This is a genomic window from Nocardioides eburneus (assembly GCF_040838215.1).
GTDB lineage: Bacteria > Actinomycetota > Actinomycetes > Propionibacteriales > Nocardioidaceae > Nocardioides > Nocardioides eburneus.
In genome coordinates this window covers 104,440-130,271 of record NZ_JBFPJR010000004.1, presented here as the reverse complement: position 1 = coordinate 130,271, position 25,832 = coordinate 104,440, and the positions used below count along the sequence as shown (strand labels likewise).

Annotated in this window: 18 protein-coding genes; 3 read left to right on the top strand and 15 right to left on the bottom strand. The window is 71.9% G+C overall.

The annotated features are described in order from the left end of the window. Positions 1–284: 284 nt before the first annotated feature. The 11 genes from AB3X52_RS03540 to AB3X52_RS03490 all read right to left on the bottom strand — a co-directional run bounded on the left by AB3X52_RS03540 (position 285) and on the right by AB3X52_RS03490 (position 15,542). Positions 285–1,301 (bottom strand): DNA-directed RNA polymerase subunit alpha, encoded by a 1,017-nt coding sequence (locus AB3X52_RS03540; protein ID WP_348858762.1) that lies wholly within the window; start codon positions 1,299–1,301, stop codon positions 285–287. Between the two features lie 196 nt (positions 1,302–1,497). Beyond that, the gene (rpsD, locus tag AB3X52_RS03535) at positions 1,498–2,106 is read right to left on the bottom strand and encodes a 30S ribosomal protein S4 (protein ID WP_367991397.1); all 609 of its coding nucleotides are present in this window, start codon (positions 2,104–2,106) and stop codon (positions 1,498–1,500) included. Positions 2,107–2,140: 34 nt separating this feature from the next. Further along, a complete protein-coding gene (gene rpsK / locus AB3X52_RS03530; protein ID WP_325573739.1) occupies positions 2,141–2,548 on the bottom strand; it encodes a 30S ribosomal protein S11 in 408 nt (135 codons plus the stop codon). A gap of 128 nt (positions 2,549–2,676) precedes the next feature. Beyond that, positions 2,677–3,054, bottom strand: a complete 378-nt coding sequence (rpsM, locus tag AB3X52_RS03525) for a 30S ribosomal protein S13 (RefSeq protein ID WP_367991396.1) — start codon at positions 3,052–3,054, stop codon at positions 2,677–2,679. Between the two features lie 321 nt (positions 3,055–3,375). Further along, on the bottom strand, positions 3,376–3,489 hold the full coding sequence (rpmJ, locus tag AB3X52_RS03520; RefSeq protein ID WP_004008316.1) for a 50S ribosomal protein L36: 114 nt from the start codon (positions 3,487–3,489) through the stop codon (positions 3,376–3,378). Positions 3,490–3,589: 100 nt separating this feature from the next. Then, positions 3,590–3,811, bottom strand: a complete 222-nt coding sequence (gene infA, locus AB3X52_RS03515) for a translation initiation factor IF-1 (RefSeq protein WP_011757309.1) — start codon at positions 3,809–3,811, stop codon at positions 3,590–3,592. Between the two features lie 244 nt (positions 3,812–4,055). After that, positions 4,056–5,105 (bottom strand): LLM class flavin-dependent oxidoreductase, encoded by a 1,050-nt coding sequence (locus tag AB3X52_RS03510; RefSeq protein ID WP_367991395.1) that lies wholly within the window; start codon positions 5,103–5,105, stop codon positions 4,056–4,058. Beyond that, a complete protein-coding gene (locus AB3X52_RS03505; RefSeq protein ID WP_367991394.1) occupies positions 5,102–7,462 on the bottom strand; it encodes a transglutaminase-like domain-containing protein in 2,361 nt (786 codons plus the stop codon). Before AB3X52_RS03505 ends, AB3X52_RS03510 begins: the two co-directional genes overlap by 4 nt. After that, positions 7,459–8,724 carry a DUF58 domain-containing protein gene (locus AB3X52_RS03500; protein ID WP_367991393.1) on the bottom strand — a complete coding sequence of 422 codons (1,266 nt, stop codon included), beginning with the start codon at positions 8,722–8,724 and terminating at the stop codon, positions 7,459–7,461. The genes AB3X52_RS03505 and AB3X52_RS03500 overlap by 4 nt, the downstream gene beginning before the upstream one ends. Continuing rightward, complete coding sequence (locus AB3X52_RS03495; protein WP_367991392.1) at positions 8,724–9,692, bottom strand: AAA family ATPase; 969 nt, start codon at positions 9,690–9,692, stop codon at positions 8,724–8,726. The genes AB3X52_RS03500 and AB3X52_RS03495 overlap by 1 nt, the downstream gene beginning before the upstream one ends. Positions 9,693–9,695: 3 nt before the next feature. Then, positions 9,696–15,542 (bottom strand): Ig-like domain-containing protein, encoded by a 5,847-nt coding sequence (locus AB3X52_RS03490; RefSeq protein ID WP_367991391.1) that lies wholly within the window; start codon positions 15,540–15,542, stop codon positions 9,696–9,698. Positions 15,543–15,682: 140 nt separating this feature from the next. Between AB3X52_RS03490 and AB3X52_RS03485 the strand changes: the two genes are divergently transcribed. Beyond that, positions 15,683–16,936 carry an FHA domain-containing protein gene (locus AB3X52_RS03485; protein ID WP_367991390.1) on the top strand — a complete coding sequence of 418 codons (1,254 nt, stop codon included), beginning with the start codon at positions 15,683–15,685 and terminating at the stop codon, positions 16,934–16,936. Beyond that, complete coding sequence (locus AB3X52_RS03480) at positions 16,923–18,320, top strand: serine/threonine-protein kinase (RefSeq protein WP_367991389.1); 1,398 nt, start codon at positions 16,923–16,925, stop codon at positions 18,318–18,320. The genes AB3X52_RS03485 and AB3X52_RS03480 overlap by 14 nt, the downstream gene beginning before the upstream one ends. On the opposite strand, the gene AB3X52_RS03475 is transcribed toward AB3X52_RS03480, so the two are convergent. Further along, positions 18,313–19,104: a glycosyltransferase family 2 protein gene (locus AB3X52_RS03475; protein WP_367991388.1), complete on the bottom strand. Its 792-nt coding sequence runs from the start codon at positions 19,102–19,104 to the stop codon at positions 18,313–18,315. The genes AB3X52_RS03480 and AB3X52_RS03475 overlap by 8 nt on opposite strands. After that, the gene (locus tag AB3X52_RS03470) at positions 19,101–20,612 is read right to left on the bottom strand and encodes a hypothetical protein (RefSeq protein ID WP_367991387.1); all 1,512 of its coding nucleotides are present in this window, start codon (positions 20,610–20,612) and stop codon (positions 19,101–19,103) included. Before AB3X52_RS03470 ends, AB3X52_RS03475 begins: the two co-directional genes overlap by 4 nt. Positions 20,613–20,845: 233 nt before the next feature. On the opposite strand from AB3X52_RS03470, the gene AB3X52_RS03465 reads away from it, so the two are divergent. Next, a complete protein-coding gene (locus tag AB3X52_RS03465; protein ID WP_367991386.1) occupies positions 20,846–22,870 on the top strand; it encodes a phosphoadenylyl-sulfate reductase in 2,025 nt (674 codons plus the stop codon). A 204-nt stretch (positions 22,871–23,074) separates the two neighbouring features. Here the strand turns inward: AB3X52_RS03465 and AB3X52_RS03460 are convergent, their stop codons facing one another. Next, positions 23,075–23,827 carry a glycosyltransferase family A protein gene (locus AB3X52_RS03460; RefSeq protein WP_367991385.1) on the bottom strand — a complete coding sequence of 251 codons (753 nt, stop codon included), beginning with the start codon at positions 23,825–23,827 and terminating at the stop codon, positions 23,075–23,077. Further along, positions 23,824–25,680 carry a glycosyltransferase family 4 protein gene (locus AB3X52_RS03455; protein ID WP_367991384.1) on the bottom strand — a complete coding sequence of 619 codons (1,857 nt, stop codon included), beginning with the start codon at positions 25,678–25,680 and terminating at the stop codon, positions 23,824–23,826. Before AB3X52_RS03455 ends, AB3X52_RS03460 begins: the two co-directional genes overlap by 4 nt. Positions 25,681–25,832 lie beyond the last annotated feature (152 nt).

The window sequence follows — 25,832 nt, the reverse complement described above, 5'->3', positions numbered from 1 at the left end:
TCATGATCCGGTCGGCGGGCGCCGAGACGGAGGTCTTGCTGGATCCGGTCAGGTGCTGGCCTACTCAGTCACGCACCCAACCGGACCAATTCAGCTATCGAGCCAGGTGGACCGCCAGACCAACCGGAACGGCACCCCACCGACTCCTCAGCCATCAAGGCCGGTGAACCGCCAGACCAACCGGAACGGCACCCCACCGCACTGCGTGCGCGGCAGCGTGTCGCCCCGCCGGCGAAGCCGGCCCGGACGAAGTCCGGTTGGCGACACGCTCGCGCAAATTCAACTCAGTACTGCTCGTCCTCGACGAAGGCGTCGTCGTCATCGTCGCCGTAGGCGGCGAGGGCGGCGGACGGGTCGAAGCCGGGGGCGCTGTCCTTGAGGGACAGACCCATCTCGTGCAGCTTCGCCTTGACCTCGTCGATCGACTTGGCGCCGAAGTTGCGGATGTCGAGCAGGTCCTGCTCCGAGCGGCTGATGAGCTCACCCACGGTGTGGATGCCCTCGCGCTTGAGGCAGTTGTAGGAGCGGACGGTCAGCTGCAGGTCCTCGACCGGGAGGGCGAGGTCCGCGGCGAGCTGCTCGTCGACCGGCGACGGGCCGATGTCGATGCCCTCGGCCTCGACATTGAGCTCGCGGGCCAGGCCGAAGAGCTCGACCAGCGTCTTGCCGGCCGACGCGAGCGCGTCACGCGGACGGATCGACGGCTTGGTCTCGACGTCGATGACGAGCTTGTCGAAGTCCGTGCGCTGCTCGACACGGGTGGCCTCGACCTTGTAGCTGACCTTGAGCACGGGGCTGTAGATCGAGTCGACCGGGATGCGGCCGATCTCGTTGTCGGCGCCCTTGTTCTGCACCGCCGACACGTAGCCACGGCCGCGCTCGACGACGAGCTCGAGCTCGAGCTTGCCCTTGTCGGACAGGGTCGCGATCTTGAGGTCGGGGTTGTGGACCTCGACGCCGGCCGGCGGCGCGATGTCGGCGGCGGTGACGTCACCGGCACCCGACTTGCGCAGGTACATGGTGACCGGCTCGTCGTGCTCCGAGGAGACGACCAGGCCCTTGAGGTTGAGGATGATCTCCGTGACATCCTCCTTGACGCCCTCGATGGTCGAGAACTCGTGGAGGACGCCGTCGATCTTGATGCTCGTGACCGAGGCACCGGGGATCGACGAGAGGAGGGTACGGCGGAGCGAGTTGCCCAGCGTATAACCGAAGCCCGGCTCGAGCGGCTCGATGACGAAGCGCGAGCGGAACTCGTCGACGGTCTCTTCCGACAGGGTGGGGCGCTGTGCGATGAGCACTGATCTTGTCCTTTCCGGGCCCGACCGCTATTTGACGGACCCGAACTGCAGGGTAATGACGGAAGGTGGGACTTATCCCGTTCGGGTGGGCCACCAGTCCAACTGGACTGGCAGCCAACCCGACGTGAGCGCGGCAGCGTGTCGCCCGCCGCGAAGCGGCCCGAGCGGAGCTCGGTTGCGACACGCTCGCGCCAGCTCACAGCTTCGAGTAGTACTCGACGATGAGCTGCTCCTGGACCGGAATGTCGATCTGGGCCCGGACGGGGAGCTGGTGGACGAGGATCCGCATGCGGCTCGGAACGGCCTCGAGCCAGGCCGGGACGACGCGCTCCCCGTGGGTCTCACGAGCCACGATGAACGGCGTCATCTCGAGCGACTTCTCGCGGACGTCGATGACGTCGTGAGCGGTCACCTGGTAGGACGGGACGTTGACCTTCTTGCCGTTGACCAGGAAGTGGCCGTGAACGACCAGCTGGCGGGCCTGGCGGCGGGTGCGGGCGAAGCCGGCACGGTAGACGACGTTGTCCAGACGGCACTCGAGCAGCTGGAGCAGGTTGTCACCGGTCTTGCCGGGGCGGCGGTGCGCCTCGGCGTAGTAGTTGGCGAACTGCTTCTCCATCACGCCGTAGCTGAAGCGGGCCTTCTGCTTCTCGCGCAACTGGAGGAGGTACTCGCTCTCCTTGATGCGGCCGCGGCCGTGCTGGCCGGGAGCGTAGGGGCGCTTCTCGAACGCGGAGTCACCGCCGACGAGGTCGACACCGAGACGGCGCGACTTGCGGGTCATGGGGCCGGTGTAACGGGCCATTACTCTTCAGTCTCCTTCGTAGTCTCGGTGGGGATCAAACGCGACGGCGCTTGGGCGGGCGGCAGCCGTTGTGGGGCGTGGGCGTGACGTCCTGGATGGTGCCGACCTCGAGGCCGATCGCACCCAGCGAACGGATCGCCGTCTCGCGGCCCGAGCCCGGACCCTTGACGAAGACGTCGATCTTCTTCATGCCGTGGTCCATGGCCCGACGACCGGCGGCCTCGGCGGCCATCTGCGCGGCGAACGGGGTGGACTTGCGCGAGCCCTTGAAGCCGACGGTGCCGGCCGAGGCCCACGAGATCACCGCGCCGGTGGGGTCGGTGATCGTGACGATCGTGTTGTTGAACGTGCTCTTGATGTGGGCCTCGCCCTGGGCGACGTTCTTCTTCTCCTTGCGGCGAACCTTGGTCTTCGCCGCAGCCTGACGGCTCTTCGGAGGCATGCAGTACTCCTTTGATTTGCGCGAGCGTGTCGCAACCGGACTGCGTCCGGGCCGGCTTCGCCGGCGGGCGCCACGCTGCCGCGCGAACTGGTCTACGTGAGATCGATGATCAGCGCGTCAGCGCTGGGTCACTTGGCCTTCTTCTTGCCGGCGACGGTGCGCTTCGGACCCTTGCGGGTGCGGGCGTTCGTCTTGGTGCGCTGACCGCGGACCGGAAGGCCCATGCGGTGACGGCGACCCTGGTAGCTGCCGATCTCGATCTTGCGGCGGATGTCGGCCTGGACCTCGCGACGGAGGTCACCCTCGGTCTTGATGCCCTTGGCCTCGATCTCGTCACGGAGCTTGACCAGCTCGTCCTCGGTCAGGGCGTGGACGCGGGTCTCCGGGCTGATGCCGGTCGCCGCGAGCAGCTCCTGCGAGGTGGTACGGCCGATGCCGTAGATGTAGGTGAGCGCGATCTCCACACGCTTGTCGCGAGGGAGGTCGACGCCTTCGAGGCGTGCCATGTCGTTCCTTCTGGTTCCGCAGGGGTGTCGGTCGACTCGCGTCCTCGGGATGGCTTCCCGGGGCTCCGGCCTCTGCTCCGGAGGTGGTTCAGCGTCGTACGACGCCTAGCGACTCGATGAGAGCTATTCAGTTGTCAGATCTGTCGAGTGCCCGTGAGCACCTTCAACTGTCGAGTGCCGGTGAGCACCTTCAGTTGTCGAGCCAGGTAGACCGCCAGACCAACCGGAATGGCACCCCACCGGACTGCGAGCGCGGCGGCGTGGCGCCCCGCCGGCGAAGCCGGCCCGGACGAAGTCCGGTTGGCGACACGCCCGCGCCAATCAACCTTGCCGCTGCTTGTGACGCGGGTTCTCGCAGATCACCATGACGCGGCCGTGGCGACGGATCACCTTGCACTTGTCACAGATGGGCTTCACGCTCGGGTTGACCTTCATGTCAGCCCTTTCTTGAACTAGTCGGCTTCAGCGCGACAGCCTGGCGCCCACCCGCGAAGCGGGCCCGAGCGAAGCTCGGTCGGCGACACGCTCGCGCCAATTACTTGTAGCGGTAGACGATCCGACCGCGGGTCAGGTCGTAGGGGGAAAGCTCCACCACGACACGGTCCTCGGGGAGGATCCGGATGTAGTGCTGGCGCATCTTGCCGCTGATGTGGGCGAGAACCTTGTGGCCGTTGCTCAGCTCGACGCGGAACATGGCATTGGGGAGGGCTTCCACGACGGTGCCCTCGATCTCGATCACGCCTTCTTTCTTCGGCATGTCCTCCGCAATCTGTTGGTCGGTTGTCTACCGTGATGCCCGGAGGAGGTCCCCCGGGTGGCCCGGGAACCTCCCGCACCCGTCGAGGACGGGATCGGGTGGACCTCGTGAAGCCGCTCCTGCGCCTCACCCGGACACGTAGGAGCACGAGACCAGGCAGCCGTGAGGCACGACAGAGCAGACCCACGTTGGGCCGACGCGCCAGTCTACTCGCGCGATGTGACGAATCACCAATCGACGGTGCTCAACCGGCGAGGAGCCGGAGCGTCTCCTCGCGGCCCGGGGCGCGGCGCGGGTCGGTGCCGTCGTACGCCCCCGCGATGGGGTTGACCATCACCTCGTCGACGCCGAACGAGTCGGCGAGCTCCCTGACCCGGGCGCGGGTTTCGTCGGGCGCACCGATCACCCACGCCGCGCGCATCGCGTCGATGACGCCACGGTGTCCGTCGGGGATCCCGGCCGCGACCGTCTTCTGCGCCTCCTCGATGCTCGGCTGTGCCTCGAGCGGCTGGCCGGTGCGGAGCCGGAGCATGGTGAGGAGCTGCGGGAGGGCTCGCCGCTCGGCCTCGTCCGCGGAGTCGGCGACGCAGGCGTTCAGGGTGAGGAACGTGCGCGGCTCCGCGAGCTCGGGCGACGGCTGGAAGTGGGTGCGGTAGAGCGCCAGGGCCTCGGCGGTCCCCTGACCGGAGAAGTGATGGGCGAAGACGTAGGGCAGGCCCTTCTCCGCGGCGAGCCGGGCGGAGTAGTCGGAGGAGCCGAGGAGCCAGATGGTCGGCACCGAGCCGGCCGCCGGCGTGGCGCGCAGCTCGTGACGCCGGCCGCCGACGGTCATGGTGACTCCCGCCGCGTCCATCATGGCGATGGTGTTGTCGACGTACTCGGGGAAGCGGAGGACGTTCTCGTCGCTCACTCCCCCGGCGCCGTGCCGCAGCGCCCACCCGGTCACCGGATCCGTCCCGGGAGCGCGGCCGATGCCGAGGTCGATCCGCCCGGGGAACGCCGCCTCGAGCAGGGCGAACTGCTCGGCCACCACCAGCGGCGCGTGGTTGGGCAGCATCACGCCCCCGCTGCCGACCCGGATCCGCTCGGTCGCCCCGGCGACGAGGCTGACGAGCACCGGCGGGTTCGTCGAGCCGACGGCCGGCATGTTGTGGTGCTCGGCCAGCCAGTAGCGCACGAAGCCGAGGTCGTCGGCCACGCGCGCGAGCGCCAGCGACGCGGCGACGGCGTCCGAGGTCGACTGGTCCTTGCGGACGGGGACGAGGTCGAGGACGGAGAGTCGAGGTGCGGTCACCCGGGGGGAACCAGCTCCTGCTCGGGGATGTTCCGCGGCGTGGGCAGGACAGGCTCGGGCTCGTGTCTCCACCGGCGCCAGAAAGTGACCAAGCTGAGGGCCGCCCGGACCCGCTGCCAGCGGGTCGCCCCGGCGGAGAGGTCGCGGCGGGCGCCGTCGACCGCGGTCCAGTACGACGCCGCGGCGTCCTCGCCCGGCGGCAGCGGCCCGAAGACGTGGCTGTCCGCGACGCGGGCCAGCCCCGCAGCCTCATCATGGTCGAGCTGCACCGCCTGCTCCCGTCGGGTCGGGCCGTCGACCGCGACCGCCCGACCGAGGTCGCGGGCATGGTCGACCAGCTCGCGCCACGCACCGACGATCCGTGCCGAGGGACGCTCGGCCGCCCGGCGCCGTGCCCGGCGCCAGGCCTTCGCACCGAGCACGAGCGCCGCGAAGAGCAGCACGAGCACGACCGGGAGCGCCACGATCGCGACGGCGATCAGCACCCACCGCGGGACGTGGAGTCCGCCGCCGCCCTCGTCGGTGTCGACGTCCTTCTTCCCCTTCAGGCCCTGGTCGGCCTGCCCGCCGAGCGTCGAGGGCGGTGGGACGGGCGCCGGTGGCGGGGCCTCGGACCCGCGGCTGTTCTCCGTCCGCTGCGGTGGGAGCTCCGCCGGGCTGCGGTGGCTCATGAAGCTGTCGGTCGGCAGCGTGCGCCAACTCCCGTCGGCGACCTGGACCTCGACCCAGGCGTGGACGTCGGCCCCGGTGACGACGCCGGTGGCCGGCAGCTCCGCTCCGAGCACCACCCGGGCCGGCACGCCCACCTGGTTCGCGAGCAACGCCATGGCAGCGGCGTACTGCTCGTCGTTGCCGACGATCAGGTCCTGCTCGAGGAAGTCCTGGCCGAGCCGCTTCTGGTAGTGGCCGGCGTGGTAGATGCGCTGGTCGGCCTTGACCCCGTCGGAGTAGCGCCCGTGCGCCTTCAGGTAGGCGGCGATCGTGAGCATCCGGTCCATCGGATCCGTCGCGTCGCCGGACATCGAGTTGGCGACGTCCTGCAGGAACTCCGACGCCGTCTGCACCGACGGGTCGAGATCGGGCCCGGGCGTCTCGTCGCGGGTCAGCAGGTCGCTCGGCTCCACTGCGGTGAGGTCGTAGGAGTCGCCCGGCTCGAGCCCTGACGGGACCAGCCCCGTCGAGGTCTCGAGGTCGTAGCGCACGTCGCCGGCGAGCCGACGACGGTCGGCGCCGGTGAAGTCGAGCCGCTGGAGCGCGCCGACGGTCGGGAGCCAGACCGACGACCAGCCCTTGCCGAGCGTCACCCGTGCGTGGACGGTCCGTCCCCGGACCGGGTTGTCGATGACGTCGGAGACGTGCAGGAACGCATTGGCGTGCACCCCCGGCAGCGCGCGGGCGGGCTCCTCCGACGCAGCCCAGACCGTGCCGTCGTACCGGTCCAGGGTCGCGAACCTGATCCGGGTCCCGGTCGGTGCGCCCTTGACGACCATCAGGGTCGTGTCGTGCAGGTTCAGCGGGTCGCCGGCGCGGCCCTGGGTGTAGCGGCGGAAGGCCGAGAGCGGCGAGCCGAACTGCGCCACGTCGACCGGCGGCACGACCCGCTGCCGGAGCACGTCGCGGTGGGTGTCGTCGGTGAGCGCCGCGGACGCCGGGACCGCCACCACGGCCGCGACCGCCAGCGTCGCCACGCCGAAGGCGGTCCGACGCAGTGTGCCGACCCGACGGGAGGAGCGGACCGACGTGCGCTCGAGGCCGCGCAGGGTGATCCAGACGAGCGCGATCACCGCGAACGCGATGCCCTGCAGCAGGAGGGAGGCGGGGTGGCGTACGCCGAGGAGGATGACGGCCGCGAGGAGCAGGACGGGCGGGAGCAGCGGGAGTCCGAGGCGCGCGGCCTCCGGGATCCGGTCGGCACCACCGCCGCCGATCCCGAGCAGCAGCCCACCGAGCAGGCCGACGGCGATCCCGACCAGCCACGGCAGCACGAGCAGATGACCCGACCCGTCCACGGGCGGGAGCGTCGTGAGGAGCTCCTTCCAGCCCAGGAGTACGGCGTCCAGCAGCCCGTGGAGCGCACCGCCGGTCGGCAACGGCCCACCGTCCTCGCGCAGGCACAGCACCGGCCCCAGCACGACGAAGACCGCCAGCGCGAGGAGCAGCGCGGAGACCCGGGGCCAGCGCCGCCAGTGGGCGAGGCGGACGCAGGCGAGGCCGAGCAGCAGCCCGACCACGCCGACGAGGAGGTACTGGTGGCCGGTGAAGGTCGGCTCGAGCCCGAGCAGGGCGAGCACGGACAGCACCACGAGGAAGGCGGCGTCGACGGCCTCGCGCCCACGCGGCACCACGGTCGCGCTCATCCCAGGCTCCAGCGCAGCACGCCGGGCAGGTCACCCAGCTCGGCGAGGTGGAGGACGGTCAGGTCCCCGACCTCGGCGGCCCGGCTGGGCTGTCCCGGGTCGACACGGATCGCCAGGCGGCGTACGTCGGGCGCGAAGGAGACCGCCGCCCGCTGGAACGTCGCGAAGTCGGTGCCGGTCCCGCCGAGCAGGAAGAGCAGGCTGGTCTCGGGGACGGCGGCAGCGGCGGCGGCGGCCGCCGTGACGAGGCCGGTGCGTCCCGGGACGGCGCGGCAGACCGTGTCGAGCGCCGACTGGGCGGCACCGGTGTTGCTCGCGCGCTCACCGACGACGAGGCTGGCCGCAATCTCGTCGAGCATCGCGCGGCCGACGAGGGACGCGACGGCGGCGAGCGCGGTCTCGAAGTCGTCCGGGCTCCCCCACGCGTCCGGCCGGTCCTCGACGACGAAGGTGGCGTGGGAACGGCGGGTGTCGAGATACTGCCGGACCAGGAGCTGCTGCATGCCGGCGCCCGCGAGCTTCGCGGAGGAACGCCAGTGGACGTGGCGCAGATCGTCGCCGGGGACGTACTCGCGCAGCGCGTGGAACGCCAGGTCGCTCTCGGACACCGCGTCGCTCGTGACGCCCTCGAGGTCGCGCAGCAGTCCCGCCCCGAGGCTCTCCAGCGGCACCATCGCGGGGCGCACGAGCACCTCGGTCACGCCGCCCCAGGTCGCGTCCCGGGACAGCAGGCCGAGCGGGTCGGCCCTCCGCGCCGTCGCCGGGCCGACCGGGATGACGCCGCGGCGCTCGGTGCGGATCGTGAACGTCTCCTCGTGGCGCGCGCCGGCGGCGAGCCCGGGCAGGTCATAGCGGTGGATGGCCTGCCCCACCGGCAGGTCGAGGAGGACCGCTCGCAGCCGCCCCGACGTCGGGTTCGCGACGCGCAGCGAGGCTGCGACCGAGTTGCCGGCGACGACGCGCTGGGGGTCGAGGAGCAGCTCGACCTGGACGCGCGTCCGGCCGAGGAGCCACGGCAGCGCCAGCAGGAGTATGACGGCCGCCGCCGCGCCGACCAGGGCCGGCTCACGCCAGCTGAGGAGGAGCCCGGCGACCAGTCCGGCGACCGCCACCACGAGCGCGACCCATCCGGCGGGGCGGACGGTCGCGAGGACCGGAGCCAGCACCCGGCCCCACGACCGGCCGAACGACCTCGCCGCGGCGCTCGCCCGCCCCAGACCGCGGCCCACCATCGGGGGCAGCGCCGGCCGCGATCGGGCCATCAGGCCACCCGGTCGGTCGGCGGCACGACCGTCTCGACGAGCCGGTCGACGACGGAGTCCACCGTGATGCCGCTGAACTGCGCCTCGGCATCGAGGAGCAGGCGGTGGCAGAGCACCGGCTGCGCGAGCTCCTTGATGTCGTCGGGGACGACGTGGTCTCGGCCGTCCGCAGCCGCCCAGGTCTTGGCGACGCGGATGAGGGCGAGCGCGCCGCGAGCGGAGAGCCCGAGCTTGACGTGGGGCTGGGAGCGGCTGGCCTCGGCCAGCTCGGCGACGTAGGACATCACCGCCGGGTCGACGTACACCTCGTCGGCGAGCTCGCTCATCTGGGCGATCGTCGGCGCCGTGATCACGGGCTGGATGAGGGCGGCGCGGTCGCGCACCTTCGCCGCGGCGAGCAGCTCCACCATCGCCGAGCGGTCGGGGTAGCCCATCGACGTCTTCATCAGGAAGCGGTCGAGCTGGGCCTCGGGCAGCCGGTAGGTCCCGGCCTGCTCGATCGGGTTCTGGGTCGCGATCACGAGGAAGGGTCGTCCGACCGGCCGGGCGACGCCGTCGACGGTGACGTGCCCCTCCTCCATCACCTCGAGCAGCGCCGACTGGGTCTTCGGCGAGGCGCGGTTGATCTCGTCGGCAAGCACGATGGTGTGGAAGATCGGGCCGGGATGGAACTCGAAGGTGCCCTTCGCCTGGTCGAAGACGGTGACGCCGGTGACATCGCTCGGCAGCAGGTCCGGGGTGAACTGGATGCGTGCATGGCTGCCCTGGACCGTATTGGCCAGCGCCCGGGCGAGCATCGTCTTGCCGGTCCCGGGGTAGTCCTCCAACAGGATGTGCCCCTCCGAGAGCAGGCAGGTCAGCGCCAGGCGTACGACGTGGCGCTTGCCGAGGACCGCCTGCTCGATCGATCCCGTGAGGGTGTCGAACGTCTGGCGGAACCACGCCGCCTGCTCCTGGGTGATCGTCACGGGTCAGCCACTGCCTTTCTTGCCCTTGCGGGGAACATACGGTTTGGACTTCACGACGACCCGGCCGCGGTCGGCGCCGTGGTAGTCGGTCAGCACGATCTTGAACTTCACGGTCTTGCCGTAGTCGACGGTCCGATAAGGGGTGACCCAGTCGTAGTTCGCGGTCCCGTGCGTCGTCCCCGTGAAGTGCCGGACGTTGCCGTCGTTGACGGAGGTCGCCATCTTGGCGTGCATCGGGCGGCCGTTGTTGTAGACGTAGACGTGCCAGCTGACCTTGTGGCCGCGCTGCCGAGGCTTGATGTGGAGGACGTACTTGGCACGGATCGGCCCGTAGGTCTGGACCCGGGTGTGGGCCGACTCCGAGCAGTACCGCTCGTTGCAGACCGTCCACCACACCGTGTGCGGACTGCTGTTGCTCTGCACGTTGTGGACCGAGTTGGCGTAGCGGCGGGCGGGGCGGCTGCCGTGGAACATGTCCTGGCCGTCGCTGTAGAAGTGGATGATCGACAGCTTCCCGCGCGACTTGGGCACGGTCAGCGCCATCCTGAGCTGGTTGTCCTTGCCGGTCGCTGTGTAGCTGACCGCTCCCCACGCCGCCGGCTTCCCGACGGCGTCCCAGGTCTTGCTCGGACTGGCCTTCGACGTACGCCGGGCGCCGCCCTTCACGCCGGGAACGCCGGCGTTGGTCGCGCGTACGGCGAAGACGTGACGGCTGCCGTCGTGGGTGAACGAGACCCGGCAGGACGTGCCACGCTGGCCGCTGCACTGGCGCAGCGGCGTGCCGTTGTGCAGCACCGTGTAGGTGACCGGCCCGGGGCCGTTCGGGTTGACCGTCCCCCAGCTGATCTCGACGAGGGCGTCGTCACTGGTCGTGGCGAGGTCGTTGACGTTGGGGCGGTCGGGCCGCCCCGGGGTGCCGATCGAGTGGGCCGAGGGCGACTTCCGCGCCGGTCCTCCGCCCAGCTCGTTGTAGGCCACGACGCTGAAGGAGTACGCCGCGTTGTTGTTCAGCCCGGTGATGGTGATCCGCGGCTTGCCGGTCTTGCGCGCGCCACCCGGCCACCGCACGGTGTAGCCGTCGAGCGAGGCGTCGTTGGTCGGCCGGCTCCAGGCCAGGCTGACCGAGCCGTTGCCGACCGCGGTGACCCGGATCGGCCCCACCTGGGCCGGCTTCTCGTCCGCCTTCGCCGGCCGGGAGAGCGGGCTCGGGGCGGACCAGCCCAGCGCGTTGTGGGCCGAGACCCGGAAGCGGAACATCTTCTGGTTGGGCACGCCCTTGGCGTCGCAGCTCGTCGTGGGGCAGGTCCACCGCCGGCCGGCGCCGACGAGGACGTAGCGATCGATCGGGGATCCGTGGGCCGCGGGGGCTCGCCAGGTCAGGTGGATCTCGTGGCTGCGGACGGTCACGCCCGGGACGGGCGCGGTCGGCGCGGCCGGCTTGTCGAGGATCTGGAACGAGAGACGACCCACCACGCGGCGCCGCGCCGCGACGTGCTTCGCGTCGACGTCGGTCATCGTCACGGGAACCTGCGCCGTGCCGCTGGTTCCCGCGTCGACAGAGATCGCGAGCCGCGAGCCGCCCGCGTGGGTGACGTGGAGACCGCGCAATCCGGCGCGGCCGACGGAGAGCACGTGGCCGACGCCGCCCTGCACGCCCGCCTTGAAGTACGGCGCCAGGTCGATCGTGCGGTGGCCGCCGGCCCGCATCCGCAGGTCGACCGGCGCGAGCGTCGGCGGCTTCGCCGCGACGATCTGGACCGGGATGTCGACCGCCGCGCTGCGGGTGGCGCCGAGCGCCGCGACGACGTGCAGCGTCGCGTCCGTGCGGTGGGCCAGCGGGTCGGCCGTGATGCGGACGTCCTGTCCGTCCGCGGCGACGTGAAGACCGCTGTTGCCGGTCACGTCGGCCTGCAGCGTGACGTCGGAGGCCGCGGCGGGGTCGGCGGTCCAGACGTGGCAGAGGGTCGAGATCGGCACGGACAGCCGGGCGCCCTGGGTGATCTCCACCGCCTGGTCCTCGGGACAGGTGAGGACCGGGCGGGTCTCGCCGACCTGGACCGGCACCGTGAGCACCGCGGTGTGGCCCTTCGGATCGGTGGCATCGCGCCCCGTCGTCACCTCGAAGCTCACCGCGCCCGGGCCGCTGAACCCCTTCGGCGCCGTCACATCGAAGGTGCCCTTGCCGGTAATCGTGGCCTCCAGGTCGGCGGGCGAGGCCCAGACCCGGTCCTTGACGGCGAAGATCAGCGGTCCGCCCGCCGAGCTCGCGGCGTACGACGCCAGCCGCTGTGCCACGGGCTTGCCTGTGCCGCGCGCGAGGCGGATGGTGGCGTCGTCCTTCACCTGCGGGACGGCGACGGTGCGCGCCGGGACGTAGACCGTGGCCGCGGCAACGCCGCCCGCCGAGTCGGCGACCTCGAAGGGCACGATCCTCGGCTGGCCGCCACGCACGATGGTGAGCCGATGGCCGACGAGCGTGGCGACCGAGGCACGCGCGTCGACCCGCGTGACGCGCAGCCTCGACCCGTCGGGGTCATAGGCGTTCTGCAGGAGGTCGACGGTCACCCGCTCCCCCGCCCCGCGGGCGGCGAAGACGCTGTCGACGACCGGGGGGTTGTCGTAGCCCTTCTGGACGTGGACGGTGATGCTCGACGTGGTGGAGCCCGCGCCGTCGCCGAGCTCGTAGACCGCGGTGACGTCACCGCTGGCCTTCTCCGGGACCTTCACGTCCACGAGGGTGGAGCCGGGCGAGGCCAGCGAGACACCGCTCTGACCCGAGGGGAGACTCACCGTGATCTCGTCGCCCTGCTCGATGTGGTCGTTCGCGGTGACGTCCACGCTGACCGTGCTGCCCGGGGCGGCGCTCAGCTCGTCCGCGACCGCCTGTGGTGGCTGCGGCAGGCGCTGGCCGACGATCCCGACCTCGACCGCCCCGGTCTGCACGCCGCCGCGGTCGTCGGCGAGCTCGTAGCGGAACTCGTCGGTGCCGCGGCTGTCCGGATAGGCCTGGTAGAGGATCGAGTCCGCGCGCACGTCGACGACCCGGCCGTACGCCGGCGGGACGGTGATGCCGGTGATCGACACCGGGTCGCCGTCGGGGTCGGCCCCCGTCGTGGGCAGCAGGAGACGGACCGTGCCGCCCGCGGTGACCCGTCCCTGGAGGGTCGGCGGTGTGGGGTCCTGGTCGCTGTCCTTCGTCGGTCGCACCGTGACCACGAGCTGCCCGGGCGCGGTGTTGCCGTGGCTGTCGGAGGCGACGTAGTCGACGGTGAACGTGTCGCCGGCGCTCCCGCTCGGGGCGACGTAGCGGACCACGCCGTCGGCGGCGAACGCGCGGCCGACCCGCGCCGGGTCGTCATGGCCGTCGGCGTCCTCGACGGGGAGCCGGCCGGAGTGCCCCTCGGCCACGTCGGCGTCGAGGTGGAGCGTGTCGCCGACGGGACTGATGTCGTTGTCGAGCACCGGCACCGTCACGGTGCTCCCGGCGCGGACCGTGACCTGGTCGGGGGCGGTGACGGGCGAGGGGTCCGCCGGTTGGTCGCGCGGGGTGACGACGACCTGGCCCTCGGCCTGCTGGGTGCCGTTGCTCACGGTGTAGCTCACCGTCTGGGTGTCCTTGAAACCGACACCGGTCGGCACGATCCGCACCCAGCGACCGTCGACGACGCTCGCCGTCAGGAGGTCGGGGTGCGCCGGGACCGCGTCGGTGACCGTGAGCATCGCTCCGCCCGGGTCGACGTCGTTCGCGATCACGTCCACGAGCGTCGGGTTGCCGGCATAGACGGCCGTCGTGTCGGGCATGGTCAACGGAGCGGCCGTGCCGGCACGGGCCTTGACGTCGACGCGGATGAGTCCCGTGGCGAGCGGGGCGTTCCCGAAGCCGACGGTGTAGTCGAGGAGGTAGGTCCGGGCATCGCCGGCGACGAACGTGACCGTGCCGCTCTCCTGGTCGGTGACCGCCGAGGTGCCCGCCGGGGAGACGACGTCACCGTTGAGCTCGAGCTCCGCGTCGGGGTCACCCGGGTCGGAACCCGCCAGGTCGTTGTCGAGCGGGTGGATCGTGATGGAGCTCCCGACGACGCCGGCAACCACGTCGGGCGCGGCCACGGGAGCATGCGGGTCGGTGCTGCTGGCGTCCTGGACGTGGACCTGCAGGGTGTGGGTCTCGCCGTCGAGGTGGCCGTCGCTGACGGCGTACGTCACGGGGACGACGCCGCCCTTGGACGGCGCGGTGAAGCGGATGATCCCGCCCTCGAGGGCGCGGACGCTGCCCTGCGACGCGTCCGTCACCGAGACGGAGCCGAGCAGCAGCGGGTCGCCGTCCGGATCGCGCCAGTCGCGCACCACGGGGATGTCGAGATGACCGCCGGCGGCGACGTAGAGCTTCGGATCGGTGTAGTGAGGTCGAGGCTCGGGGCGCTGGTTGCCGCGAGCCGGATCGATCCGGACGGTCGCGGTCGACGTCTTGTCGGCCGGGACGCCGTCGTCGACGGTGTAGCGGAAGCTGGCCCCTCCCGAGCCGGTCAGACGCACCTGGAGGAGCTGCCCGTCGGGACTGACCTGCACCTCGGCGCCGGAGACGTCGGCGACGCTCGTGACCGACAGCAGCCGGCCCTGGGGCGCGAAGTCGTTGTCGAGCGGGTGGACGACGGTCTCGCGGCCGGGGCGCACGCCGAACCGGTCGTCGTGGGCGATCGGGACCTGACGTTGCCCGTCGCGGACGTTCTCCTCCTCCGACTTGCCCTGGTGGGTCTTCTTCGTCCGGAACGTCTGCCAGTCGTCGAGCGTCGTGAGGCGCTGGGCGTCGACGCCCCAGACCTCGCCGGAGGCCGTGTCGTTGAGGACGATCTGGCCGCGGTTGACCCGGAAGACGAGGGTGGCGCCCGGCGAGGTGTCGACCTGCTGCGGATGGGCGCTGGCACCGTCGCACCGGGTGAGGACGGCGGACGGCGAGGCCGCCCAGGCGGCGTACTCGCACGCGCCGAGCCGGACCGGTGCGACCGGCGTGCCGGAGCCCGTGCCGACCGTCGTGGCCTTGCCGCTGTCGAGGTCGACCTCGAGGAGCGCGTCCTGAGTGCCGACGAGGACGGAGTCGGCGTCCGGCCCGGGCTGCTGCAGGACCGAGCCGGCGGGCACGTGACCCGTGGGGCCGCCGACGACCCGGAGGGTGCCGTCGGGTTGCAGCAGGACAGCATGCTCGCCGACCGTGGTGAGGGTGGTGTCGTCGGCGACCTGGCCCAGGTCCTTGTCGGTCCTCGCGGCGCCGAACCCGTCGCCGGCCGCAGGGACGGTGACGAGCGTGTCGGATGTCGGGGAGAACGCGACGACGGTGCCGGAGTCGGTGACGACCATCCGGGTCCCGGCGTCGAGCGTCGCGACGGGCCGGCTCTTGGTGATCTCCTGCAGCGCGGGCCAGCCGACCGCGGGGTCGACCCGGGTGGCCCACACCGTGCCCTTCGCCGGATCGGCGACCGCGAACGTCTGGTCGCGCAGGTCCACGTCGGCGCCGGCGGGCACCGTGGCGGTGTCGCCGTCGGGCACGTCGACGGTCGCCGGATCGATCACCGAGACCGTGCCCGGGCTCACGCCGACGACCGCGGCGCCGTCCTGCACGATGTCGAGGTCGCCGTGCCCGCTGGCGGCGAAGTAGCCCGCGTCGAGCTGGTCGATCGACTTGTTGAGACGTCCGAAGTAGCGCGAGGCGTCGTTGACGACCCACACGCCGTTGTCGTGCAGATGGGGCTGCTGGGACTCCGCGCCGTGGGCATCGACGGCGTACCAGGCCAGGCCCGTGACGACGAGCAGCAGGGCAAGATAAGGAGCGAGCATCACCGCTCGCTGTCGCGTCACCGAGACCCCCACCAGCACCCTTACTGCTCGATCGACCGTACGACGGCCGGTCGCACTTGCCGGGAGCAGCGTAAAGAAGCACCCTGTCGGGGACAACCGAACCGTCAGGCTTTCCAACGACCGAGACCCGAAGGAGCAACGTGCCGGCGACCTATTCGCCCGGCGGGGGCACGCTGATCGGCCACGGCACCCGCTGGCTCCTGCTGGCCCGTCCGCTCGACCCGGGGCTCGTCGTCCGGCTCTGGCCGCGCTTCGAGGACGGCACGGCGCCGGCCGCGCTCGCGGACCTCGCGCAGCGGCTGTCCGATGGCGCGCCGTGCGCGCTCGTCGACACCGCGACGGGCGAGCAGATCGCGCGCGGCCTCACCGTCGCCGAGGACGGCGACACACTCACCCTGACGCTGGGGGGATCGACGCAGGCGGCTGCGCTGCCGTTCGAGGGCGGCGCCGTGGGGGCCTCGGCGCTGCGGGTCACGGCCCCCGCCGTCGTACGACGCCCGGCGGCCGCGCCGGTCCGGCCGCTGATCGACGGGGTGCCGGCCGGCATCCGGGTCGGCGGCTCGGCGCCGCCTCCGCCACCCCAGCCACCGGCGCCCGCGCCGGCCCCGACGACGGCCCCTGCTCCGGCCGCGACGACGGCGCCCACTCCGGCCGCGACGGCCGCGCCCGATCCCGTTGCGCGGCGTGATCCCGCCTCCCGGCTGGGTCCCGCCGACGAGCCGACGCTCCCGTCGCTCACCGGCGCCGCCGACCCCGACATCGCCTACGGCGCCACGCGGGTGCGCCCGGCGACGCCGCCGACGCCCGCGACGGCACGGCCCGGCCCCCGGTCCGGGCCGCCTGCGGGAGCGCCGCCCGGGGCGCCGCAGGCGCACACCGTGCAGCGCCCCGGCGGCGCGCATCCGCTGCAGCAGCACACCGGCGAGACCGTGCTGGCGGTGCGCTGCCCGCAGCAGCACCTCACGCCCCTGGAGAGCCCGGTGTGCCGGCAGTGCGGGGCGCCCGTCGGCCGGCAGGAGCCGATCCGCGTGCCGCGTCCGCCGCTTGGTCGTCTGCTGCTGGCCGACGGACAGGAGGTGCTGCTCGACCGCGGTGCCGTGCTGGGACGTCGCCCGGAGGCGGTGCCGGGCGGGGAGATGTGGCCGCACCTGGTCGAGCTCCCCGCCGACAACACCGCGCTGTCCCGCTCCCACCTGCTCGTCGAGCTGCAGGGCTGGCGGATCCTCGCCCGCGACCTCGGTTCCCTCGGCGGCAGCGTCATCACCGCCCCGGAGGCGCCGCCGATGCGGATGCGGCCGCACGAGAGCTACGTGCTCGATCCGGGGAGCGTCATCGACCTGGCCGGCGGGTTCGCCGTCCGCTGTGTGGTGGAGTTGTCCGGTGACCCCGCCTGATCTTCCCGGCTTCACGTTCGTCCAGCATCTCGGCACGGGCGGCTTCGCCGACGTCCTCCTCTATGAGCAGGAGTGGCCCCGGCAGCGGGTGGCGGTGAAGGTGGTCCGCCCCGACATCGGCCTCACGCCGCGGGAGAAGGAGCTCTTCCGCAGCGAGGCCAACGCGATGGCGCGCCTGGCCGACCACCCGTTCATCGTGTCGGTGCTCACCGCCGGCGAGACCAGCGACGGCCGGCCCTACCTCGTGATGCGCTACTGCCCGCCGCCCGACCTCGGCGCCCGCGTGCGCACCACGCCGATGGCGGTCGTCGACGCCCTGTCGACCGGGGTCAAGCTGGCCAGCGCCGTCGAGACCGCCCACCGTTCCGGCATCCTGCACCGCGACATCAAGCCGTCGAACGTCCTGGTCACGACCTACTCCGAGCCCGCGCTCACCGACTTCGGCATCGCCGGGCGCATGCACGAGGTCGATACCGAGGGTGAGGTGCGGATGTCCTATCCGTGGGCGCCGCCCGAGTTGATCGACGGGCGCTCCCACGGGTCGGTGGCCTCCGACGTCTACTCGCTCGGTGCCACGATCTGGAACCTGCTGGCGGGGCGCTCGCCGTTCGTCGTACCCCACGGCGACAACTCCGACCACGCCCTCGTCACCCGGATCCTGCACACGCCTTCCCCGCCGACCGGCCGGCCCGACGTACCTCCCGCGCTCGACCAGCTGCTCCAGCAGTGCCTCGCCAAGGAGCCGTCCCACCGGCCGGCCACCGCCCTCGAGGTCGCCCGGGCGCTGCAGCGGATCGAGGCCTCGCTGGGCTATGCCCGCACCGCCGTCGCGGTCGAGAGCGTCCGGGAGGACACCGGCGGCGGCCACGACACCTCGCCGGACGCCACCCGCGTGAAGCCGCTCGGCGTCGTGCACGCCCAGACCAGCAGCGGTACGACGGCCGACCCGCTCGTCCAGGCGCCGACCGTGCGGCCCGCGGCCGCGCGCGAGCGGTCCCGCGGCGCGCTGTGGTGGTCGCTCGGCGGCGTCGCCGTCGCGGTCGCGCTCCTCCTCGCGCTGCTCGTGCGCGGCGGCGGCTCCGACGACCCGGGCACGGCCGACCCGACAAGGGCGCCCACCCCCGACGCCGTCGTCCCCGAGGCCCCGCTCGCCGCACCCGATGTGACGGGGACGAAGACCGGCAAACGGGTCGTCTTCCGCTGGACGCAGCCCGATCGGAAGGCCGGTGACAGCTGGCTCTGGCAGGTCCAGCAGTCCGGGGAGACCGGCCGGACCAGCCGCCCGCGCCTGACCCTGCCGGCGACGGGCGGCCAGGTCTGCGTCGACATCACGCTCGTGCGCGGCAGCACCACCTCCGAGCGCGGGTCCGCCTGCGTCACATGACGGTCGGGGTCGCGGGGGTCCGACGCAGCGGGCTCCCACGGTCGTGCCCACGCTCCTGGTCGGCGATCCAGGCGTAGTCGAGGAACCGGCTCGGTCGGGTGAGGGACTTGTTGGCCGTGGCCTCCACCGTCTGCGACCGGACGCGACGCCGCTTGAAGTGGAGGGTGTCGGGCGCGACCCGGTGGATGAAGCCGGCGGCCACGGTCTCCATGTTCCAGTGCCAGTCCTCGTAGGCGAATCCCTCGGCGAGGTCCCGGGTCAGGAACGGGATGTCGCGGTAGGCGGCAACCGGCGCCAGGCAGAGGGTGTCCCAGTAGTTGGCGACGCGGAGGTAGGCCGGGTCGAAGCCCGGGTCGGTCTGGTCGGTGAGGAAGTAGACGTAGTTCGTCCCGCCGAAGAACCAGTTGACCGCCGGGTGCGCGATCACCCGGCCGGGGTCGCTCTCACACATCCGGTAGGCCTCCGCCAGCCAGTTCTCACTCCATAGGTCGTCCGCGTCGAGGAAGGCGACATACCGCCCGCTCGCCCGTGACGCGGCCGCGTTGCGGACCGGTCCCTGGTCGCCGTACGACACCTCGATGACGCGGCACCCCAGCTGCTCGGCCTCGCTGAACGCCTCCCACGTCGCCGGGTCCGGTGCGTCGAGGACGACGAGGACCTCCACCGTCACGCCGTCGGCCCGGGCCACGCCCACCGCGTCGAGCAGACTGCGGAACGAGAGGCCCGCCATCGGGCCCTCGGTGTGCGCGGTGATCACCGCGGAGATGTCGGGTCCTGTGCTCATGCGCGCCTCCTCGGCAGCGGGAGGGCCGCGGCGACCGCCGCGTCCCAGGAGTCCGTCTCCCCCGGCTCCTCGACCAGGAGCAGCCGACGCTGGGACACGGCAGGGAGGAGATACCGGTCCACGAGCTCCTTGCGGAGCGCGTCGTCGACGACGACCACCCAGTCGAGCTGCGCGAAGCAGTCGCGGAACTCGGTGATCGCGAAGCCGACCCGACGGCCCGCCTCGTCATGGTCCCAGGTCGGCAGGAACGCGCCGAGCGAGGTCTGGCGGGAGAGCTGGCGCCCGTACGTCGTGACCAGGTCCCAGCCGAGGCGGCTGTCCGCGACGACCACCCGACGCGGGGTCAGCCCGCGCACGACGTCGAGGAGCAGGTCCACCTGCTGGTCGCGCGGCAGCCCCTGGGTGCGGGCGGCGAGCTCGAGCGTCCGCGGAGCACCGTGGCCGTCTCCGCCTCCCGGACCCGGCTCCGCGTCGGTGCCGATCACGAGGAGCTCACCCTCCGGCTCCGCTGCCCGGATCGCCGCGACCAGCCGCCGGCCGCTCGTGCCGGGTTCGCTCGGGTGGGGCTCACTCGTGTCGGGCACGAGGACGACCGTGTCGACGTGGGTCACGCCCACCTCGTGGCGGGTGGCCTCGACGAGGTCGGTGAGGTAGAGCCGCGGATGGCGATGCGGCGGGCAGCTCACCTTCCGGTGGACCGGACGAGGCGTGTGGACCAGCGGCTCGATGGCCGCCGCCTTCGCGACCAGCGCCCGCATCGGCGCGGAGTCGAGCCGGGCGTACGACGCCAGTGCGGCCAGACACCCCTCCTCGAGCCAGCTGGTCCGAGCGAGGTCGTACGCCTCGGCCCGGTGGAGCATCTCGCGCAGGAGGAGCGGCGCGCGGCGCGCGATCCGGTCGGGCCCGTCGACGTCGACAGCGTCGTCGGCGCCGGGGTGGTGCCGCCCGATCGGGCTCGGGCACCACTTCGCCTCGTAGAGGCCGCGGTTGAGGTAGTGCACGAACGGCCACGGGTGGGCGACCAGCGGATGCCGCTCGCGATAGAACGCTTCGTCGAACAGCGGCGTCGGCACGATCCGCTGCTCCCAGCCGACGGCGAGCCAGTGCAGGAACGGCACGACACCGTCGGGCACCGACTGCCCCCGCTCGGCCAGGCGATCGGCGTACCACTGCGGGTGGAAGACGGCGCTGATCCGCCGGCCCGCCCGGGCGCCGTGACCGAGGTAGTGCGCCACGGCGACGTCGGGATCGAGCATCGGGTCATACGCCGCCCGCTCCTCGGCGGTCAGTTGGGCGGCGTAGAGCGCCGGGTGGGCGCAGAGGAGGAGGCGCTCCCACACCGCGTCGACGCGGTCGTCCTCGCGACCGTCCGCAGGCAGCAGCGCGCGCAGCGCGGCCCTCGGGTCGGCGGGCAGACCCGGGTGCGGGCGCGCCCGCTGCGGGGCCGGGTCGGGCGGGCCGTCGCGGCGGGTGCTCAGGCGGCGTGCCCACCGCTTCATCGACGTCATCGGGCTCGGCAGACCTCTCTGTCGTGGGCGGGGTCGGGACGACCGGGACGGATGGGCCGTCCCACGCGCTTTCGGAGCCTTTATGCGGCATCAGGAGAACGCGTTGCCGACCGCCGGGAGACAGGCAGATGAACACCTGGCACAAGGCCGTTCCGAGGGGTCCACGAGCCCGATTTCCGTGTTTAGAGTCGCCCGACTCTGACGATCCCCACCCCCAAGGGAGCTGTCCTTTCGTGGACTATTCCGCCCCTCTCGCCCACACCCTGGCGCTGTTGCGGAGCACCGCCTCCGACCATGGCCCGGCGGTGCTGGCGAACGCCTTCGGGCCCGAGAGCATGGTGATGACCGACCTCATCGCGAGGCACGGCCTGGACATCGGCATCTTCAGCCTCGACACCGGCCGCCTGCCCGAGGAGACCCACGCGCTGGCCCACAGCGTCCGCCAGCGCTACGGGCCCATCGTCGAGATGGTCTCCCCGGACGCGCAGGAGGTCGCGGCCTGGACCGCCGAGCACGGTCCGAACGGCTTCTACGACAGCGTGGAGCAGCGCCACGGGTGCTGCGCCGTACGCAAGGTGGCCCCGCTGCGGCGGGTCCTCGCCGGCAAGCGGGCCTGGATCACCGGGCTCCGGCGCGAGCAGGCACCGACCCGGCGTGGCCTCGACGAGGTCGCCTGGGACGAGGAGCACGGGCTCCACAAGGTCAACCCGATGCTCGACTGGACGACGGACCAGGTGTGGGCCTACATCCACGACCACGCGGTCCCCTACAACACGCTTCACGACCACGGCTACACCAGCATCGGCTGCGCGCCGTGCACCCGGGCGGTCGCGCCCGGCGAGGACGTCCGCGCGGGCCGGTGGTGGTGGGAGTTGGACTCCGTCAAGGAGTGCGGGCTCCACCTCAACCCCGAGACCGGCCGGCTCGAGCGCGCCCCCAGGCGCGCCGCTGCCGCCTCCATCAGCGAACCCGACTCTGACCGGTTCGCTCCCGTTGTGCCGCTGTTCGCGGCCGAGAAGGACGAAGGGAAATCCATGCGGGTGCTCATTCTGGGCGGCGACGGCTTCTGTGGCTGGCCGACCGCGCTCCACCTCTCCGCGCAGGGCCACGATGTCGCGATCGTCGACAACATGTCGCGTCGCAAGATCGACATCGAGCTCGAGGTCTCCTCACTGACCCCCATCCGCCCGATGGGCGAGCGCCTGCGTGCCTGGCGCGAAGTGTCGGGCAAGGACATCGCGTTCCACGACATCGACGTCGCGGTCAACTACCAGCGTCTGCTCGACCTGCTCGAGGACTGGCGCCCGGACGCGCTCGTGCACTTCGCCGAGCAGCGGGCGGCGCCGTACTCGATGAAGAGCAGCCGCCACAAGCGCTACACGGTCAACAACAACCTGAGCGCGACCAACAACATCCTGGCGGCCGTCGTCGAGAGCGGTCTCGACGTGCACGTCGTGCACCTGGGCACGATGGGCGTCTACGGCTACGGCACCGCGGGGATGAAGATCCCCGAGGGCTACCTCAAGGTGAAGGTCGACGCCGGCGAGGGCAACGTCGTCGAGCAGGAGATCCTCTACCCGGCCAACCCTGGCAGCATCTACCACCTCACGAAGACGCAGGACCAGCTGCTCTTCGCCTACTACAACAAGAACGACAAGCTCCGGGTCACCGATCTCCACCAGGGGATCGTGTGGGGCACGCAGACGCGCGAGACCAAGCTCGACGAGCGGCTGATCAACCGGTTCGACTACGACGGCGACTACGGCACCGTGCTCAACCGGTTCCTCATGCAGGCCGCCATCGGCTACCCGCTGACCGTCCACGGCACCGGCGGCCAGACCCGCGCCTTCATCCACATCCAGGACACGGTGACGTGCATCCAGCTCGCGCTGGAGCACCCGCCGGCCAAGGGCGACCGGGTCTCGGTCTTCAACCAGATGACCGAGACCCACCGCGTCCGCGACCTGGCCAAGATGATCTCGGACCGGACCGGCGCGCAGGTGGCCCTCCGGCCGAACCCGCGCAACGAGGCCGACGAGAACGAGCTCCACGTCGCCAACGACCGCTTCCTGCACCTCGGCCTCACCCCCATCACCCTCAGCGAGGGGCTGATGGAGGAGGTCACCGACATCACCCGGAAGTACGCCGACCGCTGCGACCTCGCCAAGATCCCCGCCCTCTCGGCGTGGAACGAGGAGCACCGGGTCACCGCCCCGGACGCCCCGCTCGCCGGGGCCCTGGCCGGGCAGGCCGGCTGACGCCGGGCACGATCTGTGGCGAAGGCCGCCGCTCCCACGCGTGGGAGTGGCGGCCTTCGTCACTTCTGCCCGGCGTTGCGGAGCGGCACCTCCGCCCGGCACCTCCGCCGATACCCCGGACGCGTGCCCTCAGCGGCCAGCGCTCAACGCGTACGCCGCCCTTGCCTCTGCTACCCACATCCGCCGCGCGGCAGCACCCGCGGGTCAGGCCCGGCGGACCTCCTGGCCCAGACCGCGGACGCGGTCGGCGGCCAGCTCCGGCAACGCGCGCAGCAGCGCCTTCCGTCCGACGGCCTCGGTCAGCAACGAGGAGTCGCGCCGCCGCTTGAAGATGATCGTGTCCCTCAGCGTCGCGTGTCGCCAGCCGGAGCCGAGCGTCTCGGCGGTGAACTGCCAGTCCTGGAACGCCAGCCCGGCGTCGAGGTCGCGGGTGACGTAGGGGTGCTCGAGGTGAGCCTCCCGGGGGGCCATCAGGAGCGAGTCGTAGTAGTTGCGCACGTAGAGAGCCTCGGGCGCGAACAGCGGCGAGCGCTGGTCGCAGTTGACCAACACCGACCTCATGCCGTCGAAGAACACGTTGAGCTCGGGATGGACGATCAGTCGCTCACCCCGATCGACCGCCTCGTCGAGCGCCGCGACGCCCTTCGCGAGCCAGTTGGCGCTGAAGAGGTCGTCCGCGTCGAGGAACGCGATATAGCGGCCATCAGCGCGCGGGACCGACGCGTTGCGGACGAGCCCGAGGTCGCCCGCGTCCATCTCCCACCGCTCCCAGTGGTCGAAGTGCGGCTCCGAGAAGTACGCCGCGGTCTCCGGCGTCGCCCGGTCGAGGGCGATGACCGTCTGCACGGTGTGGCCCGCGGCCCTGGCCTCGTCGACGGCGATGTCGGCCGAGCGCATGGTCGGGCCGCAGACGTAGGTCTCGCTATGGACCGTCACGATGAGGCTCAGATCGGTCATCGGGCGCCCTCCTGCGTCGCAGGGAACAGCACGGACGCGGCATGCTCGGCGAAGGCCTCCACGGACCGCTCTCGGACCAGGCGTCGGCGCAGTCTTCCCGCCCGCTCGCGCGCGGCCGTGGGGTCCGCGAGCACGTCGCGGAGCGCCTTCTCATAGGCCTCGGGGTCGCCGGCCTCGGCGACCGGCCACGCCTGTTCGACGTCGAGGATCTCGCCGGTGCCGCCGGCGAGACTGCCCACAATCGGGATGCCGGTCATCGACACCTCGAGGAGCTGGCTCGGCACGCCGTCCCAGGCCGAGGTGTAGAGCCACGCGTCGGCCGCGCCGAGGTCGAGCTCGGTGAGCCGGCCGTACCTGCCCTCGAGCGTGACGTTGGCCGGCACACTGGCGAGCGGGTCGCCGCCTCCCTCCAGCACGGCCTCACCCCACATCCGGAAGTCCACGTCGGGCATCCGGCGGGCGACCTCCAGCACCACGTCGATCCGCTTCTGGCGGTCCCAGCGCCCCGCCCAGAACACCTGCGGACGACGACCGGGCGGGCGCGGCGCAGGCTCCACGAGGGGCAGGTCCGGGTCGACGGGCGCCCGGAGGACGTGCAGTCTCTCCGCGGCCCGTTCGCCGACCAGGTAGGTCTGCCGGAGCCAGTCGCGCAGGAAGTCGCTGTCGGTGAGGACACCCTCGACGACGTCGAAGTTCCGGTAGAACTGCCGCAGCGGATGCCCGACCCAGCTCCCCTGGGCGGTCTGCTCGTTGCAGAACAACAGCAGGAAGACGCGCTCGGAGGCGCTGAGCGCCCGGCCGTAGGGCACCAGGGCGTCGTACAGCAGACGCGAGTTGATGTTGACGACCGCCTCGGCATGGAAGGCTCGGATCACCTCGACCAAGACCCGTTGGGAGTGGCGCGGGCCGAGCCCCTCCACCATGGCACGCAGGTCCACCTCGCGGACGCCCGCGGGAAATCGGCCCGGTGGCGTCGTGCCCTCGTCGTCGGTGTAGAGGACGACCACGTCCCGCGGATCGAGCCGGTCGGCGAGCGCATGCGTGAGGTGGCCCTCCATGCGGCGACCGCCGCCCCAGCGCGGACGGTTGATGACCAGGACGAGGCGGGCGCGGCGGAAGCCGGCCGCCTCGAGGCAGCGATGGACGGCGACGACCTGGTCGACCGTCGCGGGCACGAACGGAGCGATCTTCGGGTTCGCCGCCTCGCTCCAGACGCTCGCGATCAGCGGCTCGATCTCGGCGGCCCGCGCCATCATCTCGCCGAGCTCGCCGTGACGCAGGCGATCCTGGAGATCGGTCCTGGTCGCGGACAGATGGGCCACCACCTCCGCGGGGCGCAGGCCGATGATCTCGGCCATCTCTTCGAGCCTCGGCGCTGGGTCGGCGATCTCGCCGGCGTCCCTGCCCCGCTTGAGCCACTCGAGGTAGGGGCTGCGTTCCGGCCCCTCGGCGTGCTCGGGATGGCGCTCGAGATAGCTCTTCATCGAGAAGTTGATGTCGGGGCTGTTCGTGGCCTCCGCCCCGTTGCGCAGGAAGAGCCGGATGGGATCGAGCGACGGCTCCTCGTGCAACGCCCGCGCCTGCAGCAGGAAGTGGACGTGGTCGAAGTGCTCACGCACCAGGTCGTAGTCCGCGTTGACGCCGTACGCCCGCTGGTTGCGCCGCGCCCGGGCGACGATCTCGTCCATGGCGGGCCCGAGCTGGGTCGACTCGACCCGCACCTGTGGAGCCGGGCGGATCGGTCCCCGTGGGGCCGGCTCGCTCGACCGGCGGCCCACGCCGGACCGCAGCGCCTCCCGACCGGTGGCCAGCGTCCGACGCATCACGCGGGACAGTCGGTTGTCGCGCTCCAAAGGGGGTTCTCCTCACTGTGTCGGCCGCTCGTCCGGCTGCTCGTTCGGCTGTGCCCGACTGCCGGCCGCCGTCAGGCTGCGGCCACACTAGACGGCCGAAGCGCGTGTTCCCGGCCCTGGACGGGAGGCGTAGCCAGCCGTTCATCAGGCGT